The sequence below is a fragment of the Microbacterium sp. AC035 genome (assembly GCF_979258485.1).
In genome coordinates this window covers 2,177,797-2,192,636 of the sequence record NZ_OZ409858.1, presented here as the reverse complement: position 1 = coordinate 2,192,636, position 14,840 = coordinate 2,177,797, and the positions used below count along the sequence as shown (strand labels likewise).

The 14,840-nt window shown below is 64.2% G+C and carries 12 protein-coding genes and 1 tRNA gene; 9 read left to right on the top strand and 4 right to left on the bottom strand.

All coding sequences use genetic code 11. The annotated features are described in order from the left end of the window. Nucleotides 1-179: 179 nt before the first annotated feature. Nucleotides 180-956: a hypothetical protein gene (locus ACZ0AA_RS10680; protein ID WP_400866695.1), complete on the bottom strand. Its 777-nt coding sequence runs from the start codon at nucleotides 954-956 to the stop codon at nucleotides 180-182. A gap of 173 nt (nucleotides 957-1,129) precedes the next feature. Between ACZ0AA_RS10680 and ACZ0AA_RS10675 the strand changes: the two genes are divergently transcribed. Next, nucleotides 1,130-1,220 (top strand) — tRNA-Ser (locus ACZ0AA_RS10675). A gap of 124 nt (nucleotides 1,221-1,344) precedes the next feature. On the opposite strand, the gene ald is transcribed toward ACZ0AA_RS10675, so the two are convergent. Further along, entirely contained in the window at nucleotides 1,345-2,463 is a 1,119-nt protein-coding gene (gene ald / locus ACZ0AA_RS10670) for an alanine dehydrogenase (protein ID WP_311258460.1), read from the bottom strand. Nucleotides 2,464-2,892: 429 nt separating this feature from the next. Between ald and ACZ0AA_RS10665 the strand changes: the two genes are divergently transcribed. The 8 genes from ACZ0AA_RS10665 to ACZ0AA_RS10630 all read left to right on the top strand — a co-directional run bounded on the left by ACZ0AA_RS10665 (nucleotide 2,893) and on the right by ACZ0AA_RS10630 (nucleotide 11,511). Beyond that, the gene (locus tag ACZ0AA_RS10665; protein WP_311258461.1) at nucleotides 2,893-4,281 is read left to right on the top strand and encodes a glutamine synthetase family protein; all 1,389 of its coding nucleotides are present in this window, start codon (nucleotides 2,893-2,895) and stop codon (nucleotides 4,279-4,281) included. Nucleotides 4,282-4,328: 47 nt separating this feature from the next. Beyond that, a complete protein-coding gene (locus tag ACZ0AA_RS10660) occupies nucleotides 4,329-5,093 on the top strand; it encodes an SDR family NAD(P)-dependent oxidoreductase (RefSeq protein WP_463499029.1) in 765 nt (254 codons plus the stop codon). Next, entirely contained in the window at nucleotides 5,093-5,812 is a 720-nt protein-coding gene (locus ACZ0AA_RS10655) for a gamma-glutamyl-gamma-aminobutyrate hydrolase family protein (protein WP_311258463.1), read from the top strand. Before ACZ0AA_RS10660 ends, ACZ0AA_RS10655 begins: the two co-directional genes overlap by 1 nt. Beyond that, on the top strand, nucleotides 5,805-6,980 hold the full coding sequence (locus tag ACZ0AA_RS10650) for a cytochrome P450 (protein WP_311258464.1): 1,176 nt from the start codon (nucleotides 5,805-5,807) through the stop codon (nucleotides 6,978-6,980). The genes ACZ0AA_RS10655 and ACZ0AA_RS10650 overlap by 8 nt, the downstream gene beginning before the upstream one ends. Further along, a complete protein-coding gene (locus ACZ0AA_RS10645; protein ID WP_311258465.1) occupies nucleotides 6,980-7,186 on the top strand; it encodes a ferredoxin in 207 nt (68 codons plus the stop codon). The genes ACZ0AA_RS10650 and ACZ0AA_RS10645 overlap by 1 nt, the downstream gene beginning before the upstream one ends. Next, a complete protein-coding gene (locus tag ACZ0AA_RS10640; RefSeq protein ID WP_311258466.1) occupies nucleotides 7,183-8,331 on the top strand; it encodes an NAD(P)/FAD-dependent oxidoreductase in 1,149 nt (382 codons plus the stop codon). The genes ACZ0AA_RS10645 and ACZ0AA_RS10640 overlap by 4 nt, the downstream gene beginning before the upstream one ends. A gap of 151 nt (nucleotides 8,332-8,482) precedes the next feature. Then, on the top strand, nucleotides 8,483-9,853 hold the full coding sequence (locus ACZ0AA_RS10635) for an aldehyde dehydrogenase family protein (protein ID WP_311258467.1): 1,371 nt from the start codon (nucleotides 8,483-8,485) through the stop codon (nucleotides 9,851-9,853). Next, entirely contained in the window at nucleotides 9,850-11,511 is a 1,662-nt protein-coding gene (locus tag ACZ0AA_RS10630) for a diflavin oxidoreductase (protein WP_463512870.1), read from the top strand. Before ACZ0AA_RS10635 ends, ACZ0AA_RS10630 begins: the two co-directional genes overlap by 4 nt. A gap of 67 nt (nucleotides 11,512-11,578) precedes the next feature. Here ACZ0AA_RS10630 and ppsA read toward each other — a convergent pair whose 3' ends face one another. Beyond that, nucleotides 11,579-13,960, bottom strand: coding sequence for a phosphoenolpyruvate synthase (ppsA, locus tag ACZ0AA_RS10625; protein WP_463499036.1), 2,382 nt, complete (start codon nucleotides 13,958-13,960; stop codon nucleotides 11,579-11,581). 20 nt (nucleotides 13,961-13,980) lie between these two features. Further along, a complete protein-coding gene (locus ACZ0AA_RS10620) occupies nucleotides 13,981-14,802 on the bottom strand; it encodes a pyruvate, water dikinase regulatory protein (protein ID WP_311258470.1) in 822 nt (273 codons plus the stop codon). Between the last annotated feature and the right edge of the window lie 38 nt (nucleotides 14,803-14,840).

Here is a 14,840-nt window from a genome sequence, read left to right as displayed (position 1 = left end):
CGTCGTTCCGTCCGGTGCGTCGAGTCTGGGCTCCGAAGCTGTGCCGGCGTCCGGGACGACGGGCCGGTCGCGGTGCCGACGGCCGTGTGCAGGACAGAAGCACGGATGTCGAGGCGGAACCCGGTTCCGGTCCTGCAGACGTGCCCCCGTCCTGCAGGTAGACGCCGGAGCGGCCGAATTCAGACGTTGAGGTCGGCCCGAGGCTCCATCACGATGCCCTGCGCTTCGAAGACGCGGCGGCGCTCTTCGATGCGGCGGTGCAGTTCGACCTGTGCGTCGTCGACGAGCTGGGGGTCGAGGTCGACGGTCGCGGGATGCGGGTCGCCGTGGTTCGCCTCGATGTAGGCGTCGAGCTCGGGGCCAGAGGTCCAGGACGTGATCAGCGCGTATCGCGGGGTGGTGCCGCGGTGCCAGACCGCGTGCCAGAAGCGCTGGGTGTCGACGATGATGCGCGACCCCTCACGCAGCGGCAGGCGGATCTCGGTCGCCGGATCGAAGCGGTCGGAGCGCAGGAGCAGCAGCGAGTCGGTGTCGTCCGAGAGGTTGTAGTAGCCGCGCACGACCCAGCCGGTGCCGTCTTCGTTGAGGCGGTTGTTGTCGTCCTGGTGCAGGTTGTAGACGGCATCCGCGTAGTCGTTGGGCTGCAGCTCGATGACTCGGCAGCGGCCGACTCCAGCGCCCGGCTCGAGCGCACGTCGCTGCAGGATCGGAGCGATCGCCACCTGCGACTCGACCCACACTCCGTCTTTGTCGGTGCGGGGCGGGGTCTGGTTCCAGAAGCCGTTGCACTCGATCTCGCCGGCGTAGCTGGCGAGCGGGGCGAAGCGGGTGACGCCCGACGAGCGCCAGCCGATGTACTCGAGGTCGAGCCACTCGGCGGGGTCGGATGCCTGGTCGTGGTCGTCGAGCACGACATAGCCGGTCTCTGCCAGCGCCTCCGACGTGATGAAGCCCATGTGCGTCCCCTCCGTGCCTCGACTCCGCGGCTCATCCGTGACGGATGCCTTAGGCCATCCTAACCAGCGGGCGCGACGGCCGACGGGGGCACCGCCGGAGAAAAGGGCCCCGCCGAGACTCGTCCGACTCGCTCGATTCGCGCCGTGGCGCGGGTTGTCGTAAGCTAGTCCGCGGTGACGTGTCCGAGCGGCCGAAGGTGCAACTCTCGAAAAGTTGTGTAGGGTAACCCCCTACCGTGGGTTCAAATCCCACCGTCACCGCCACCACGAAGGCCCCGCATCCCCTGGAAACACTGGGATGCGGGGCCTTCGTCATGCCTGGAGTCTCGGTTTCGGTAACGCAGCGGTAACGGACTTATGCGAACGCCTAGGGCTCATCCCCGGCGGTTCAGGCCGCGAGTGCCGCCTCGAGAGTGGTCGTTGCCATGCCGAGAGCTTCGCCCACGAAGGCATTCGTGAGGTGACCCGCGTGGGTGCTGAGCCCCTTGGCGAGTGCCGCATCGGCCCGCACCGCCTCGTGCCAACCTCGGTCGGCCAGAGCGACTGCATACGGCAGGGTGGCATTCGTGAGCGAGATCGTCGACGTGCGCGGAACCGCTCCGGGCATGTTCGCCACGCAGTAGTAGATGGCGTCATGTACCGGGAAGGTGGGGTTATCGTGAGTCGTCGGACGTGACCCTTCGAAGCAACCGCCCTGATCGATGGCGATGTCGACGAGGACCGATCCGGGCCGCATGCGCGCGACCATGGCGTCGGTGACCAGCTTGGGGGCGGCTGCGCCCGGGATGAGAACCGACCCGATGACGAGATCGGCATCCGCGAGGTTCTCTGCGATCGTGTAGGGATTGGAGCGAAGAGTCGTGACTCGACCATCAAAACGCGCTTCGAGGGCACGGAGCCGGGAGAGGTTCACGTCGAGAATCGTGACCTCAGCCCCGAGCCCGACCGCCATCGCCGCGGCGTGCTCGCCGGCGACGCCACCGCCGATAACGACGACCTTGCCCTTGGGGGTGCCGGGCACTCCACCCAGAAGAAGACCTCGACCGCCTTGGGTGCGCATCAGCTGGTTCGCGCCGACCTGGGCAGACAAGCGCCCTGCGACCTCTGACATGGGAGAGAGGAGGGGCAGGCTGCGATCAGGCAGCTGCACCGTCTCGTAGGCGATCGCCGTCGTCCTGCTGTTCAGCAGAGCCTGTGTCAGGGGTGCGTCCGCTGCGAGATGCAGATAGGTGAAGAGGATCTGCCCGTCCCGCATCAGGGGGTACTCGCTGCCGATCGGCTCCTTGACCTTGAGAATCATGTCGGCAGCGGCCCAGACGGCCGAGGGGTCAGCGGCGAGCGTCGCCCCCGCCTGCTCGTACTCGTCGTCGGAGAAGGCGCTTCCCAATCCTGCGCCGGATTGCACGATGACGAAGTGGCCGTGGTCGACGAATTCGGCGACCCCCGCTGGTGTCACCGCGATCCGATTCTCGTTGTTCTTGATTTCCGTGGGGACACCGACGATCATCTCGTCCTGCTTTCTTGGTGTTGTTCGTGGTCTGACGATGCGCAGGCGCAGCGCTGCACCCGGAGGTCGACTCTGCGGCAGGTCTGCCACCGAGCTGTGGGCGCACGGCACCGCATCGAGCGCAGTGTCGTCTCCCGAGATCATGCGCGGCGCATCCCCCGGGCAGAGGTGCGCGCGGCACGGTGATGTCGAGAGGGATGTGCTTCACGCACACGTGTTGCGTCGCGCTAAGCGGTGAGGTGGATGTGGCCACGCACTGCTTCGCGTCGACGCGTCGAAGCAAGCGACCGAGTGATCGGTACGCGTTGCACCGCAGGCAGTGAAACCATGTGCGTCATGCACATGACGGCGATTCCCGAGCAAATATAGTCTCGCTGCACGCTCTAGAGATTCATTCACGTCACAAGACACAGCTGAAAGGCAGGGCACATGAACGATGAGGTTCTGATCGAGGATCCGAAACGCTACGTCGAAGAGTTCGTCGCCGAGCACGGGATCAAGGTGATCAAGATCGGTGCGCCCGACATCGACGGTCTGTGGCGAGGGAAGCGCTTGTCGGCGCAGTACTTCGTGGAGTCAGCGTTCCAGGCAGGCACGAATATCTGCAACATTCTCTTCGGATGGGATATCCAGGACGCGAGTATCCCGAACCTGACGTTCACCGGCTGGCACAGCGGATATCCCGACGTGAACCTCCGCCCGGATCTCACGACGCTCCGTACGGTTCCCGGGGAGCCGGGAGTGGCGTCGGTGATCTGTGACATCTACCAGCCCGATGGAACGCCGCTGGCATTGTCTCCACGAGGCGTGCTCCGGCGGGTGCTCGACCGGGCCAAGTCACTCGGCTATGAACCGGTGTGCGCCTACGAGTTCGAGTTCTATCTCTTCGAGGGAACGCCGCGGGAGCTTGCGCGTCGTGGCTGGCGCGATCTCGAGCCGATCTCGAGCGGGAACCACACCTACAACATGTATCGCGATTCCGGCACTGAGTATGTGATCGGACTCATTCGCGATCGCCTGGCGGAGCAGGGCGTCTTCATCGAGGCGAGCAACAGCGAACATGGCGCAGGACAGTTCGAGGTGAACATCCACTACGGCGATACGTTGCGGGCCGCGGACAGTGCGCTGATCCTGAAGCATACGGTCAAAGAGATCGCGGCAGCTCACGGACTGACTGCGTCGTTCATGGCGAAGATTCGGCCGGATCAGGCCGGCTCATCGGGACATGTGCATCAGAGCCTCGTCAGTGTCGAGGATGGTGATGCACTCTTCGCCAATCCGGAGAACCCCATCGAGCTGAGCGAGATCGGTCAGGCGTATCTCGCCGGACTTGTAGCCGGCGCCAGAGACTTCACGGCGCTTTACCTTCCGACGATCAACTCGTACAAGCGCGTTGAGGGCGGTCAGTGGGCCGGCTCGAGCGCCACGTGGGGTCTCGACAACCGGACGGTCGCCATTCGCAGCATCCCGTCTGCCGGACCGGCGGCGCGTGTGGAGAACAGGGTCCCGGGTGCCGACGCCAATCCGTATCTGGTTCTCGCGGCGAACGTCGCTGCCGGGCTCAGCGGGATCGAACGGAAGTTGACTCCGCCTCCGGCCGTCACCGGCAATGCGTACGAGCAGGACGACGACGCGTCGCCGCGACTGCCGCATTCTCTGGAAGCCGCCACGGAGGTCTTCGCTGAGAGCGCGCTCGCGAAGGAGTACTTCGGGGAGGACTTCGTGCAGCACTTCGCCGAAACGCGCAGGTGGGAAGTACGACAGTTCCAGAAGACCGTCACCGAGTGGGAGACGGCGCGCTACCTCGAGCACATCTAGATCCATCCCACACCACCGTTCTCGAAAGAAAGCAGAAAAGTAGAATCATGGGAAACCGACTTGAAGGACGTTTCGCCGCAGTCACCGGCGCCGCCAGCGGTAATGGACGTGCGATCGCGGAGAAGCTCTTGGCGGACGGCGCGAAGCTCGCCGCCATCGACCTCAACCTGGACGCGCTCGAAAAGGTGTTCGGGGGCAGGGACGACGTCATCAACATCCAGGCGAACGTCGCCGATGAGGTCAGCGTGAGGGCAGGGTTCGCGAAGATCGGTGAGGAGTTCGGTCGTCTGGACGTCCTCGTCAACAACGCCGGTATCGTAAAGTTCGGCACGTTCGAAGATCTCTCGGTCGCGGAATGGGATCAGGTCTTCGCCGTCAACTCGACTGGCCCGTTCATCGTCTCCCGCGAGGCGTACCCGCTGCTGAAGGCGGGCGACGGGGATCACACCCGTGCGATCGTGAACATCACGTCCGTCGAGGCGCATATCGTGATCTCTTCGAGCGGACATCCTCAGATCCACTACAACGCGTCCAAGGGTGCCCTGCTTCAGCTGACGCGTGCTCTTGCTGTCGAGGCTGCCTCATCGGGAATCCGCGTGAACGCGGTCGCTCCCGGATTCATCGAGACGCCGTTCACCGCCGAGACTCTGGGGAACGAAGAGGTGCGCAACTGGCTTCTCGAGCGCACTCCGATGGGACGTATCGGCAAGCCGGAGGATGTGGCAAACGGTGTAGCCTTCCTCGCCTCGGATGACGCGAGCTGGGTAACGGGAACGACGCTGTTTGTCGACGGTGGTTGGACGATCTACTGATGTCTCGTCCTCTCATCGCCGTCACCGCAGACCGGAGTTCTCAGCCGTCGGCCTTCGGCCCGCGGGACTCGACCCTGCAGGTGCTCAACTACTCCGAGGCGATCGTCTCGGCCGGTGGGCGGCCTGCACTCCTTCCCGCGACCGAGGTCATTCCTGAGGACCTTCTCGACGGCTTCGACGGTCTCATGCTCACGGGAGGGGGAGACCTGTCGCCTGAGATGTACGGGCAGGAGGCGGCTGACGCCGCTTACGGCATCAGCCCGATCCGAGATCGTTTCGAAACCGCGCTCGTGCGCGAAGCGCAGGAGCGCGGAATCCCGATCCTGGCCATCTGCCGTGGCCTTCAGCTGGTCAACGTCTTGCGCGGGGGCACGCTCGTTCAGCACCTCGACGGGCACTGGCAGTCGCGCGCCTCCGATGAGGCGGATCACGACGTGGAGATCGAGCAGGGGTCACGATTGGCCCAGATTGTGGGCGGCACATCAATGGGCGTCAACAGCTACCATCACCAGGCCATCGACCGCCTGGGTGCAGGCCTCGTCGTGACAGCCCGCGCCGGTGAGGTGGTCGAAGCCGTCGAGGATCCGACGGCCGACCTCGTCGCGGTGCAGTGGCATCCAGAACATCTGTTCCGCACATCGATCAACAATCACGCGCTCTTCGACGACCTGGTTCGCCGCGCCAGCGTGTGCAGGGAAAGGAAACCGGCTCATGTCTGACAACGAAACCCTCGCCGAGTTCGACTTCCACGGGAAGGCTCTCGACACCATCTTCGACGAATACGCGAAGATGCACGAGGCGAAGCCGGTGGGACACAGCTCCAAGTACGGCGGCTTCTGGTACATCTCCAAGAGCGATGACATCTTCGACGCCGAGCAGGATCCGGAGACGTGGTCGGTTGGCCCGTCGATGCTCCTCCCCTCGTTCGGCACCGACATGCCGCTCATCCCGATCGATATCGATCCTCCCACCCATGGGGGGTTCCGAAAGCTGCTGCTTCCGATGTTCACCCCGATGGCGATCGCGAAGCTGGAGCCGGGGATGCATGCCACCGCGGTCGAGCTCTCGAACCAGGTGAATGCAGCGTTCCAGTCAGACGGTGTGGTCGATGTCTCCTCGGCGTTCGCGCGACCGTACCCGACGATCATCTTCAGTCGGCTCGCGGGGTATCCGGAAGCGGATTGGCCGCTCTTCGATCAGTGGGTCGACGACATCATCTACGAGCGCACGGTGTCTCCGGAGACAGCGGCCGCGGCGTCGAACGACCTGATCGCCTACGTGCAGCGACTTATCGATGACGGCCGTTCGGGAACCGAGTTGCAGGGCATCAGCGGAGAACTGCTTCGGGCGACCATCGACGGTCGCCCTCTCACCGATGACGAGCTCACCTCCTACGGCTACCTGCTCTTCCTCGCGGGGCTGGATACCACGGCGTGGGCGATCCGTTCGTCGCTGTGGTATCTCGCGGGGAACAAGGAAGCACAGGCGCTGTTGCGTCGGGAGCCGGAGCGCATACCCGATGCGACAGAGGAGTTCCTCCGCACCCTGTCTCCGGTTCAGGCTATGGCGCGGACTGCCTTGCGCGACACGACCGTTCGCGGGCAGGAGATCAAGGCGGGCGAGCGGGCGATCCTCGTCTTCGGAGCGGGCAACCGCGACCCGGAGACCTATGAGAACCCGAACGAGATCGACATCACGCGGGAGAACAATCGCCATCTGGCGTTCGGTGGGGGCATCCACCGTTGTCTGGGTTCCAATCTCGGGCGCAAGGAAGTGAACATCTCGATGCAGCATTTCCTCGCGACGATTCCGGAGTTCGAACTCGCTGAAGATGCACCCTGGCATGGCGTCGGTCCCCTTCGCCTGCGACTGACCGGAGGTGAGTGATGACTGAGGTATGGGTCGATCCAGCGCGCTGTCAGGGGCATGCCCGGTGTTACATGTTGGCACCGGAGACGTTCTACATCGATGACGAAGGATACGGGCACGTGATTGAGGGGCGCGAAGGCTCCTACGAAGAGGAGAACGTCCGTAAAGCCATCCGCAACTGCCCTGAGCGCGCTATCAAGCTAGTGGAGTCGGGAGCATCGTGACGGGGCCTCTCGTGGTCGTCGGGGCTTCGGTCGCGACGACCGCCTTCATCGAACGGCTCCGTGAGCTTTCCTGGACTGATCCGGTGAGGGTGATCGACAGCGACCCGGATGCTCCTTACGACCGACCACCGCTGTCGAAGCACTACTTGATCGACGGCGAGGTTGAGGACATCGCCGTCGACTGGACCGATCTTGACGTGGAGCTCACCCGAGGGCGGGCGACCGGCGTCGATGCCGTCGGAGCGACCGTCACGGTCGAGCATCCGGACGGCACCGAGGAGGTCGTACCCTTCGGTCGACTCGTCCTCGCCACAGGGGCTCTACCGGTGCGTCTGCCGATCGAGCCGGAGGAGACGACTGTGCTGCGCAGCGCCGCTGACGCCAGGAGCCTCCGAGCGAGGACGTCGGCAGGGGAGTCGGTGGTGGTCATCGGGGCAGGTGCGATCGGCGTCGAGCTCGCGTCGTCCCTGGCCGCGCGCGGCTCTCGCGTGTCGCTGCTCGATCGCGCATCCGGTCCACTCGAGCGACTGCTCGCCGGCCACTTGAAAGAGGAAACCTCAAGGTGGCTCAGCGAGGCGGGGATTGACTGTCACTGGGAGGCCGACATCTCGCGCATCAGCGCCGTAGAAGGTGGATGGGTGGTCGAGCTTGCAGACGGCGCCGAGCTCTGCGGAGACGTTCTGATCAGCGCAGTCGGTGCGAGGCCGGCAGTCGAATGGTTGCGGGAGAGTGGGCTCCTCACCGGAGGGGCGCTGGTCGTCGACGATGAAGGGCGCGTCATCGCGGATGGCACCGCCCTCCCGAACGTCTTCGGGATCGGCGACGCGATCAGTTTCCGAGGGCTCGACGGTGCGCTGTGCCGCACCGAGAGCTGGGCGGAAGCACGACAACACGGCACACGACTCGCAGAGAACATCAGCGGGAGCGAACCTCAAGCTGCGCCCTTGCCATACTTCTGGACCGAGATCGCCGGGCGGAAACTTCAGGTGGTCGGAACCCTCCGCATGGGTGCGGTCACGTCGCTCGAGATGGAGAACCCCGACCGCCGCGCGGCGCTCTATCGTGTGGGGGACGAGGGGGCGGAGCCAGCCTGGATCGGGGTGAACGCCCAACCTCGGATCGCGAAGCTCCTCATGGGCGTGTAGATCGAAGCGGAGGGAAGAAACGGGGCATGTGCATCACGCACATGCCCCCGTTTCTTTGGGTACTTCCTGCACGCCGCTCGCGGGCCCGCGTCGGGGAGGGTTGATCTGTGATGGTGCGGAGGACTACCGCTCCCCGGTGAGAAGAGGATCGATGACGAACCTGGCTATTCCCGTATGGAATCCTGCAACCGAACTGCAGTTCGATTCCGTTCGTTCATTCAGCCGCGATGAAGTCGATGATGCGATCGCGCGGGCAGTCGAAGCGCAGAAGGCGTGGGCGCGTCTGCCTATCTCCGGCCGGCAGCAGTTCCTCTACGACCTCGCGGACTCCATCTCCGCGCATCGCGATGAGCTCGCCTCGTTGGAGTCGCGCGACGTCGGCAAGCCCCTCAGAGCTGCGCTCGCCGAAGCAGACAGCGTGGCCGCGGTCTTCCGCTACTACGCAGGCGTGATCGACAAACTCACGGGAGAGACGATCCCCGTCGACGGGGGCGTCGCCATGACCTTCCGTGAGGCAGTCGGCGTCGTCGGTGTGATCACCCCTTGGAACTTCCCGCTTCCGATCGCGAGCTGGAGCATCGCGCCGGCGCTCGCCGCTGGCAACGCCGTCATCGTCAAGCCCGCCAGCATGACGCCGATGTCGACCAGAAGGCTCGGAGAGCTCGCGGCAGAGGTCTCGCCGATCCCGGACCTGCTCCAGGTGGTCACCGGCAGCGGCGCCGAGGTCGGAGGGACGTTGATCGATGACCCCCGCGTCGGCAAGATCAGCTTCACGGGATCGACAGAGGTGGGACGTTCGATACTACGATCCAGTGCCGACACCATGAAGCGGGTGACGCTCGAGCTGGGGGGCAAGTCTGCCAACGTCGTCTTCGCGGACGCCGATATCGACCAGGCAGCCGCCGCCGCTCCCTGGGCAGTCTTCGACAACACCGGTCAGGATTGCTGCGCCCGAAGCAGGATCCTGGTGCAGAGGCCGGCCCTCGAGCGCTTCATGGAGGGCTTCGTAGAAGCAACCCGGGCGCTCCGCATCGGAGACCCATCCGACCTTTCCACGGATCTCGGGCCGCTGGTCTCGGCCGAGCATCGGCAGACCGTCTCATCTTTCGTCGATGATCGGCTGGATCTCGTCTACCGCGGTGAGACGCCGACTGGACCCGGTTACTGGATGGCACCTCATATCGCCATCGACGAAAATGCAACCACCCGAGCGGCTTCAGAAGAGATCTTCGGCCCGGTCGCGGTCGTCATCCCCTTCGACACGGAGGAGGATGCGATCCGTCTGGCGAACAACACGATCTACGGGCTGAGCGGCTCGGTCTGGACGCAGGATGTTGGACGTGCGTTCCGCGTCGCTCGTGGCATCGAGAGTGGCACGATCTCGGTCAACTCGAACTCCTCGATCCGCGTGCAGGTGCCGTTCGGTGGGTTCAAGCAGTCCGGTATCGGTCGCGAACTGGGAATGGAGGGCGTCAGGGGATTCACAGAGCCCAAGTCGGTCTTCATCTCGACGGGATCATGACGATCGATCTGGGCATCGACGAGGGGGGACGCACGATGACCGATAGCGAGACGGCTGAGCTGAGCATCCTGTTCGGAAGCCAGACGGGCAATGCCGAGTACCTCGCCTACCAGATCCATGCGAAGTCCGTGAAGAATGGCCTGGATGCAGGTTACGCATCTCTGAATGACTGGCTTGCCGACAGGGCGAGCGGAGTCAAGAGACTGCTCGTTGTGACCTCCACTCACGACAACGGCCACATGCCGGACAACGCCGCGGAGTTCTGGTCCTGGTTGCAGACGCTCGAGGGCGGCGCGCTGGACGGCTTGCCCTATGCGGTGCTGTCGATCGGTGATTCGATGTACGAGGACTTCTGCAAGGCGGGCCATGACATCGATCAGCGTCTGGAAGAACTCGGTGCCGTTCGCATCGTGGAGAGCATCGACTGTGACATCGACTTCGAGTTCAGCGCGGAGCGATGGGCGACACCGGCTGTACAGTCGCTCATCGACGCAACCGCATGGGATGGGTCGCTGCCGACGGAGTTGCCGCACGAGGCTGACGAAAAGCAGAGCCAGAGTGCGATCGGCGATCAGGCGTGCACAGCACGTATCACTGCATCGCGCGTGCTCTCGGCGCCGGGATCGACGAAGCGCGTCACCCATTACGAGCTGAGTTTCGATGCTGGCGGCTTCGACTACGCGCCGGGCGACTCCCTTTCCGTATTCGTCCAGAACAGCGATGCGCTTGTCGACCGGTGGATCGGACACTTCGGGGACCAGGAGCTCGCCGGAGGCTCCTTGAGGCAGGTACTCACTCACGAAGTCGAACTGCGACTTCCGCATCCCGGTCTCGTGGTCGGGCTGGCACGCCGGTGCCCGGAGAGTTCCCAGGCGGCAGCGATCGTGGCGCTCCTTCAATCGGGCGATCGGGAGGCGCTCGATGCATGGCTCTGGGGGCGAGACGTTCTGGATGTGGTGATCGACCTCGGGTGCGCGGACCTGTCCGTTGTGGAGATCATGCAGGAACTCCGCCCCCTGCAGCATCGGGACTACTCGATCTCATCGAGTCCGCTCCGAGATGACGGGCAGGTGCATCTCACGGTCGCCGGTGTGGAGTACGAGAGCCCGTACGGCCGCCACGCGGGTGCTGCGACGGACTATCTTCGAGCCCGGGCGGAAGACGGGCGAGAGTTCGAGGTGAGGCGCGTCCCGGCTCACGAATTCCGCCTCCCCGCCGATGACGTCCCCGTGATCATGATCGGTCCGGGTGTGGGCGTCGCGCCGTTCCGCGCGTTCCTCCGTGAACGAGACGCGCGGGGGGCTGCCGGCGACAATTGGTTGTTCTTCGGAGATCAGCACCGCGCGTTCGACTGGTTGTATGAGGATGAGTTCGGTGATCTGCAGCTGCGGGGCATCCTCAGCCGCGTCGATCTCGCCTTCTCGCGCGACCAGGCCGCCAAACGCTACGTTCAGCACGCGATGCGCGAGAACGCGCGGGAGCTTCGCAAGTGGGTGGACGCGGGGGCGTACATCTTCGTCTGTGGTGACAAGGCCCGGATGGCTGCCGATGTCGATCGAGCGCTCGCGGAGATCCTGGGGGCCGGAGACGCGGTGGCGGGGGACACGTTGGTCGCCGAGCTCAAGCGTGCCGAGCGGTACGTCAAGGACGTCTACTGAGCGTCTGAAGGTGCCGCTTGCGAGCGAAGGGGTGGCGGTCCTGTCCAGACCGCCACCCCTTCGGTGTTCAGGCAGGACGCTCCGACGTGGAGAGTGCGAGCCAAGTCTGGACCACGGTGTCCGGGTTCAGCGACACCGACTGGATTCCCTGACGGACCAGCCACTCGGCGAACTCCGGATGATCACTCGGGCCCTGCCCGCAGATTCCGATGTACTTGTCGTTGCGTGCGCACGCGTCGATCGCCAGCGACAGGAGCTTCAACACGGCTGGATTTCGCTCGTCGAAGAGGTCCGCGACGATCGCACTGTCGCGGTCCAGCCCGAGGGTGAGCTGGGTCATGTCATTCGAGCCGATCGAGAACCCATCGAAGTACGCGAGGAACTCGTCCGCGAGCAACGCATTCGCGGGGAGCTCGCACATCATCATGATCTTGAGCCCGTTCTCTCCTCGACGAAGTCCGTGCTCGCCGAGAAGCTCCGTCACCGCGGACGCTTCCTCCACTGTGCGCACGAACGGCACCATCACCGCGACGTTTTCCAGCCCCATCTCATCCCGGACGAACCGGATGGCTTCGCACTCCATCTCGAAGCACCCGCGGAAGCCTTCGGATATGTACCGAGACGCACCGCGGTAGCCGAGCATCGGGTTCTCTTCGCGGGGCTCATACCGTTCGCCGCCGAGGAGGTTCGCGTACTCGTTCGACTTGAAATCCGAGAGGCGGACGATCACCGGCGCGGGAGCGAAGGCGGCCGCGATCGTCGACACGCCTTCAGCGACGCGCTGCACGAAGTATTGACGCGGACCGGCATACGCGGATGTGCGCTGCTCGATCTCCTCGCGAAGCGTATGCGGAAGTGATGACAGCTCGAGGAGCGCCTTCGGATGGATGCCGATCTGCCGATTGATGATGAACTCGAGCCTTGCGAGGCCGACACCGTGGTGAGGGAGTCGGGAGAAGGCGAATGCCTGGTCCGGTGTGCCGACGTTCATCATGATTCGCACGGGCGGGTCGGGCATCTCATCGAGGTGAGTCGTCTCCTCGACGAAATCGAGGAGACCGGCGTAGATTCGGCCGACGTCGCCCTCTGCGCAGCTGACCGTGACATCGATGCCGTCCGTGAGGATGTCAGTCGCGTCTCTCACGCCGACGACAGCAGGGATACCGAGTTCTCGTGCGATGATGGCGGCGTGGCAGGTGCGCCCTCCGCGATTCGTCACGATCGCGGAGGCACGCTTCATGATCGGCTCCCAGTCGGGGTCCGTCATATCTGCGACGAGGACGTCCCCCGTGCGGAACTGGTCCATGTCTGCGATGTCGTTCAACACCTTCACGGGTCCTGACCCGATCCGCTGACCGATCGCCCTTCCTTCCGCGACGACAGAGCCCGCCGTTATCAACCGGAATCGAGAGATCGTGTTCTGCGTGGCTCGGGAGACAACAGTTTCAGGGCGCGCTTGCAGGATGTAGAGCTCGCCATCCACGCCATCCTTGGCCCACTCGATGTCCATCGGCCTGTCATAGTGCTGTTCGATCGTCAACGCCTGGCGGCCAAGTTCTTCGACTTCAGCATCGGTGAGCGAGAACCGCCTTCTGTCGGAATCGCGGACGTCTGTGAAGACCGTGCTGGCGCCAGGCTCGCGACTGTCGGTGTATCGCATCGCGATCGCCTTGTCGCCCACAGTCCGCTTCAGGATCGCGGGTCTCCCGGCGCGGAGCCCCGGCTTGGAGACGTAGAACTCATCGGGGTTGACCGCGCCCTGCACGACGGCCTCGCCGAGTCCGTAGGCGCTGGTGATGAAGACCGCCTGATCGAAACCCGACTCGGTGTCGACGGTAAACATGACCCCTGAGGATCCGACATCGGAACGAACCATTCGTTGCACTCCCACGGAGAGCGCAACCTCCTCCTGGTCGAAGCCCTGGTGCACCCGGTAGGCAATCGCGCGATCGTTGTAGAGGGAGGCGAACACCGATCGCACTGCGATCAGGATGTTCTCGATCCCTCCGACGTTCAGGAAGGTCTCCTGTTGCCCGGCGAATGAGGCGTCAGGAAGGTCTTCCGCGGTCGCGCTGGAACGGACAGCCCACGTGACCGAGTCCGGCTCCGGATCCGACTCCACGAGCCGCTGGTATGAGTCGCGGATCTCGCTCTCGAGTGACTGCGGCAGCGGATGCTCCATGATGAGGCGCCGGATCTCTGCACCGATACGGGTGAGCTCGCGGATGTTCTCGATGTCCACTCCGGCGAGCATGCCGTCGATGGTGCCGGCGAGAGAGTCGTGCGCCAAGAAGTCCCGGTAGGCCGATGCTGTCGTCGCGAAGCCACGCGGCACCCGTACGCCGAGTGCGCTCAAATGGGACACCATCTCGCCCAATGAGGCGTTCTTGCCTCCGACCTGAGGCAGATCGGCCATACCCAGTTGCTCGAACCAGAGGATGTTGGTCATGGTGGTCTCCTTCGACGGGGTCACTTGCGCAGATTCAGGGTTTGCATCACGACAGCGGACATCTCTTCCACGCTTTTCGTGGCGGAGTTGAGGAAGGGGATGCCCGTGCTGCGATAGAGGTTCTCCGCACGCCGCAGCTCAGCGGTGCACTGGGGCAGGCTGGCATAGTGCGAATTGGGTCGTCGCTCGTGCCGGATCTGGCTCAGACGTAGAGGAGTCGTGGTCAGCCCGAAACAGCGATCGGCGTACGGAGCTATGCGGCCAGGCAGGTCCTCGTGAGGGAGGTCGTCGTCTGTCAGCGGGTAGTTGGCGACGCGAAGGCCGTACTGCAGCGCGAGGTACATCGACGTGGGGGTCTTGCCGCATCTGCTCGGCGCGATGATGATCACCTCGGCGTGCTCGAGAGCCCGGTAGCTCTGTCCGTCGTCGTGCTCGATGGTGTACTCGATCGCCTTCATGCGGCGGAAGTACCGTTCGGCATCGGCGAGTGAGTGGTAGCGTCCGAAGCCCTCTGATGAGGTTGCGTCGAGGGCGGCCTCGAGATCAGTGAGATGACCTCGCAACAGGTCGATCCGCACCGCGGGCACGTCGGCGAAGGCGCGGCTGATCTCGGCATCCTTCACGGTGAAGAAGACGATCGGTGGTTCCTGTTCTGCCGCGACGCGACGGATCGTCTCGACGACTTGGTGCGCTTCCTTCACGCTCTGGACGAACGACATCGTTCGGCGCACGAAGTCGAAGTCGGGGAAGTTCGCCAGCAACGCGTCTCCGAGGGTCTCCGCCGTGATGCCAGTGCTGTCGGATACGAAGAACACCATGCGTGGTCGGGAAGGAGTCGTCATCGGCTATCACCTCGCCACCACCCTCGTGGAAGCGAATG